Annotated in this window: 1 protein-coding gene; it reads left to right on the forward strand. The window is 73.9% G+C overall.

All coding sequences use genetic code 11. The features are described from left to right. Window positions 1–4,678: SDR family NAD(P)-dependent oxidoreductase (locus ABZ919_RS41405; protein ID WP_361259470.1), on the forward strand; the 4,678-nt coding region annotated here is incomplete at both ends.

Genomic DNA, 4,678 nt, shown 5'->3' on the forward strand with positions numbered 1-4,678 from the left:
TGGACGTGGACTGGAAGGCGGTGTTCACCGGTACCGGTGCCACCCGTGTCGACCTGCCCACCTACGCCTTCCAACGCCACCGCTACTGGCTCGACGCGCCCGCCCACGCAACGGATTCCGCCGCCGCGACCGGCCTCGGACTGGGCTCGGTGGAGCACCCCCTGCTCGGTGCGGCCGTCGAACTCGCCGGTGCCGAAGGGCTGTTGCTGACCGGTCGATTGTCGCTGCGGACGCATCCGTGGCTGGCCGACCACGCCGTGGCCGGAGCCGTACTGCTGCCCGGCACGGCCTTCGTGGAACTCGCCGTCCGGGCCGGTGACCAGGTCGGCTGCGATGCCGTGGAGGAACTGACCCTCCAGACGCCGCTGATCATGCCGGAGACTGAGGACGTACAGCTCCAGCTCATGGTGGGCGAGCCGGACCAGACGGGACGGCGGTCGCTGACCGTGTACTCCCGCGTCGGCGACGCTTCGGTGGACACGGACTGGACGTGTCATGCGACGGGTGTGCTGGCGGTGGGTGGTGCGTCGGTGTCGGCGGGTGCGGCGGAGCTGGTGGTGTGGCCGCCGGCCGGGGCCGTGGCGGTGGACGTCGGTGGGCTGTACGAGGGGTTCGTGGCCGACGGGTACGGCTATGGGCCGGTGTTCCAGGGGGTGCGTGCGGCCTGGCGGCTCGGTGACGAGGTGTTCGCCGAGGTGGAGCTGGCGGAGGGGCAGCGGGAGGACGCGGCTCGTTATGGGTTGCATCCGGCGTTGTTGGATGCGGCGTTGCATGGTGTGCGGCTGGGTGATTTCTTCTCGGACGGTCGGGCGCGGTTGCCGTTCGAGTGGCGTGGGGTGTCGCTGTACGCGTCAGGTGCGTCGGTGGTGCGGGTGCGGTTGGCGCCGGTCGGTGCGGACGCGCTGTCGGTGACCGTCGCCGACGGCACCGGACAGCCCGTCGCCACCGTGGAGTCGCTGGTCTGTCTGCCCGTCGACCGTGAGCAGCTCGCGGCTGCCGCGGACGCCGCCCGTACACCGGGACACGACGCGCTCTTCCACCTCGACTGGACGTCGGTCCAGGCGTCGGCCGTGGCGGACCACGCCTCCGCCCCCGGCCGCTGGGCGCTGATCGGGGACGACCCCGCCGGCGTGGGAGCCCGCCCGACGGCCGGCAGCCACCACGACCTCGCCGCGCTGGGCGACGCGGTGGCCTCCGGTACCTCCCTCCCGGACCTTGTCGTCCTGCCTGTTCCGACGGCGTCGGAGGGTGAGGGCGGGATGGCGGAGGCCGCGCGCGCCGCGGCGCACCGCGCCCTGGACGTCGTACAGGCATGGCTCGCGGACGAGCGGTTCGCGGCGGCCGGGACACGGCTGGCGCTGGTGACGTGGGGCGCCGTGGCCGCGGGCCCGGACGAGGGAGTCGCCGATCTCGCGGGCGCGCCGGTGTGGGGGCTCCTGCGGTCGGCGCAGACCGAGAACCCGGACCGCTTCCTGCTGCTCGACACCGACGACAGCGAGGCTTCCAGGCACGCCCTGCCGGGCGCCCTGCTGTGGGCGGTGGCGCAGGACGAGCCGCAGGTGGCGCTGCGGGACGGCGAGGTCAGGGTGCCGCGGCTGGTCCGGGCCGGCCGCGCCGGCGGCGCGCTGATCCCACCGGCCGGGACGTCCGCCTGGCGGCTGGAGATCCCGGTCAAGGGCTCCTTCGGCAACCTGGAGCTGCGGGAGTGCCCGTCGGCTGCGGAGCCGCTCGCACCCGGTCAGGTACGGGTCCAGGTGCGGGCCGCCGGCATGAACTTCCGGGACGTCCTGCTGGCGCTCGGCGTGGTGCCGAACCAGCAGGTGATGGGCAACGAGGCCGCCGGCGTCGTCCTCGAGGTCGGCGAAGACGTGACCGACCTGGCCGTCGGCGACCGCGTGCTCGGTGTCTTCTCCGGGGCGTTCGGCCCCGTCGCCGTCACCGACCGGCGGATGCTCGCCCCCGTGCCCACCGACTGGTCCTTCGTCCAGGCCGCGTCCGTGCCCGTCGTGTTCCTCACGGCGTACTACGGCCTGCGTGACCTGGCCGGCCTGCGCGCCGGGGAGTCGGTGCTCGTGCACAACGCCGCCGGCGGCGTCGGCATGGCCGCCGTCCAGCTGGCGCGGCACTGGGGGGCCGACGTCTACGGCACCGCGAGCGAGGGCAAGTGGGATGCGCTGCGCGCCGCCGGACTGGACGACGCGCACATCGCCTCCTCCCGCACCCTGGACTTCGAGGAGCACTTCCGCGCGACGAGCGTCGGGCGCGGCATGGACGTGGTGCTGGACGCGCTCGCGGGCGAGTTCGTGGACGCCTCCCTGCGGCTGCTGTCGCGCGGCGGACGCTTCCTGGAGATGGGCAAGACCGACCAGCGCGATCCCGCCGAGGTCGCCGCGGCCCACCCGGGCGTCACCTACCGCGCGTTCGATCTCGGCGAGGCCGGACTCGACCGCACACAGGAAATGCTCACCGAACTGCTGGAGCTGTTCGAGCAGGGCGTGCTCACTCCGCTGCCGGTCGCCTCCTGGGACGTGCGCCGGGCACCCGAGGCGTTCCGGCACCTCAGCCAGGCCCGGCACATCGGCAAGGTGGTCCTCACCGTGCCCGCCCCGCCGGCCGGCAGCGGAACCGGCACCGCCCTGGTGACCGGCGCCACCGGCACTCTCGGCCGACTGGTGGCCCACCACCTCGTGGAGCGGCACGGCGTACGCAACCTCCTGCTCGTCAGCCGCAGCGGCCCGGCCGCCGACGGCGCCGCCGAGCTGGTCACCGAACTGGGCGCCCTCGGCGCCCGGGCCAACCTGATGGCCTGCGACGTCGCCGACCGTGCTGCGCTGGAACGGCTGCTGGACGGCATCCCGGCCGACCGGCCGCTCACCACCGTCGTCCACACCGCCGGCGTGCTGGACGACGGCATGCTGCCGGCGCTCACCCCCGAGCGGATCGACACGGTGCTGCGCCCGAAGGCCGACGCCGCCTGGAACCTGCACGAGCTGACCCGCGGTCTCGACCTGTCCGCGTTCGTCCTGTTCTCGTCCGTCTCGGGCGTGCTGGGCAACGCCGGTCAGGGCAACTATGCGGCGGCCAACACCTTCCTCGACGCCCTGGCCGCCGCCCGTCGCGTCGAGGGACTGCCCGCCACCTCGCTGGCCTGGGGCTTCTGGGAACAGCGCAGCGCCATGACGGGCGAGCTGGACGACGTCAACCTCGCCCGTATCGCCCGCTCCGGCCTGACCGCCCTGCCCTCCGAGGAGGCGCTGGCCCTCTTCGACACCGCCGTCGCGGCCGACGCCGCGCTGACGCTGCCCGTGCGCTTCGACACGGCAGCGCTGCGCGCCGCCCAGGTACCCCTTCCGGCACTGCTGCGCGGCCTGGTCCGCGGCCCCGCCGTACGCCGAGCCCGGGCCGCGGCCACGGGGGAGCAGTCCACGGCCGGCTCCTCGGCCCTCGTACGGCAGCTGGCAGGACGCCCGGAGGCCGAACAACTGTCCTCGCTCTCGGAGTTCGTCCGCGGGCACGTCGCGACCGTCCTCGGCCACGGGTCCGCGGCCGCGGTGGGGGAGAACCGCGCTTTCAAGGAACTCGGGTTCGACTCCCTGACCTCAGTGGAACTCCGCAACCGTCTCAATGCCGCGACCGGCCTGCGGTTGCCCGCCACCCTCGTCTTCGACCACCCGACCCCCGGCGCCCTGGCCGGTCACCTGCACGACGAACTGCTCGGCACCGAGCACGGCCCCGACGCGACCTCGGCCGGCCCGGCCGACGCGACCCCGCAGGACGACGACCCCATCGCGATCGTCGGCATGAGCTGCCGCTATCCCGGGGACGCAGACTCTCCCGAGGCCCTGTGGGAGCTGCTGGCCTCCGGCGGTGACGGCATCACCGCGTTTCCCACGGACCGCGGCTGGGACCTCGACGCGCTGTATGACGCCGACCCCGACCGCCCCGGCACGTCGTACGTCCGCAGCGGAGGATTCCTTCACACCGCTGCCGAGTTCGACGCGGGTTTCTTCGGGATCTCGCCGCGTGAGGCGCTGGCGATGGACCCGCAGCAGCGGCTGCTGCTGGAGTCGTCGTGGGAGGCCCTGGAACGCGCGGGCATCGACCCCACCTCCCTGCGCGGCCACCAGGCGGGCGTCTTCGCCGGCGCCGCGGCCCAGGGCTACGCCTTCGGCCAGGAACAGGCCGGCGAGGGCAGCGAGGGCTACTACCTCACCGGCAGTACCACCTCCGCCATCTCCGGCCGCGTGGCCTACACCCTGGGCCTGGAGGGCCCGGCGGTGACGGTGGACACGGCGTGCTCGTCCTCCCTGGTCGCCCTGCACCTGGCTGCCCAGGCCCTGCGAGCGGGCGAGTGCACCCTGGCGCTGGCGGGCGGTGTGAACGTCATGGCCACGTCCATGGCCTTCGTGGAGTTCAGCCGGCAGCGGGGGCTGTCGCCGGACGGCCGCTGCAAGTCCTTCTCGGACGCGGCCGACGGTACGGGCTGGTCCGAGGGCGTCGGCATGCTGGTCCTGGAGCGGTTGTCGGATGCGCGGCGCAACGGGCATCCGGTGCTGGCGGTCGTGCGCGGCTCGGCGGTCAATCAGGACGGTGCGAGCAATGGTCTTACGGCGCCGAACGGGCCGTCGCAGCAGCGGGTGATCCGTGCGGCGCTGGCGAACGCCGGGCTGTCGGCCGG

The organism is Streptomyces sp. NPDC046759 (assembly GCF_040645475.1).
Taxonomy (GTDB): Bacteria; Actinomycetota; Actinomycetes; order Streptomycetales; family Streptomycetaceae; genus Streptomyces.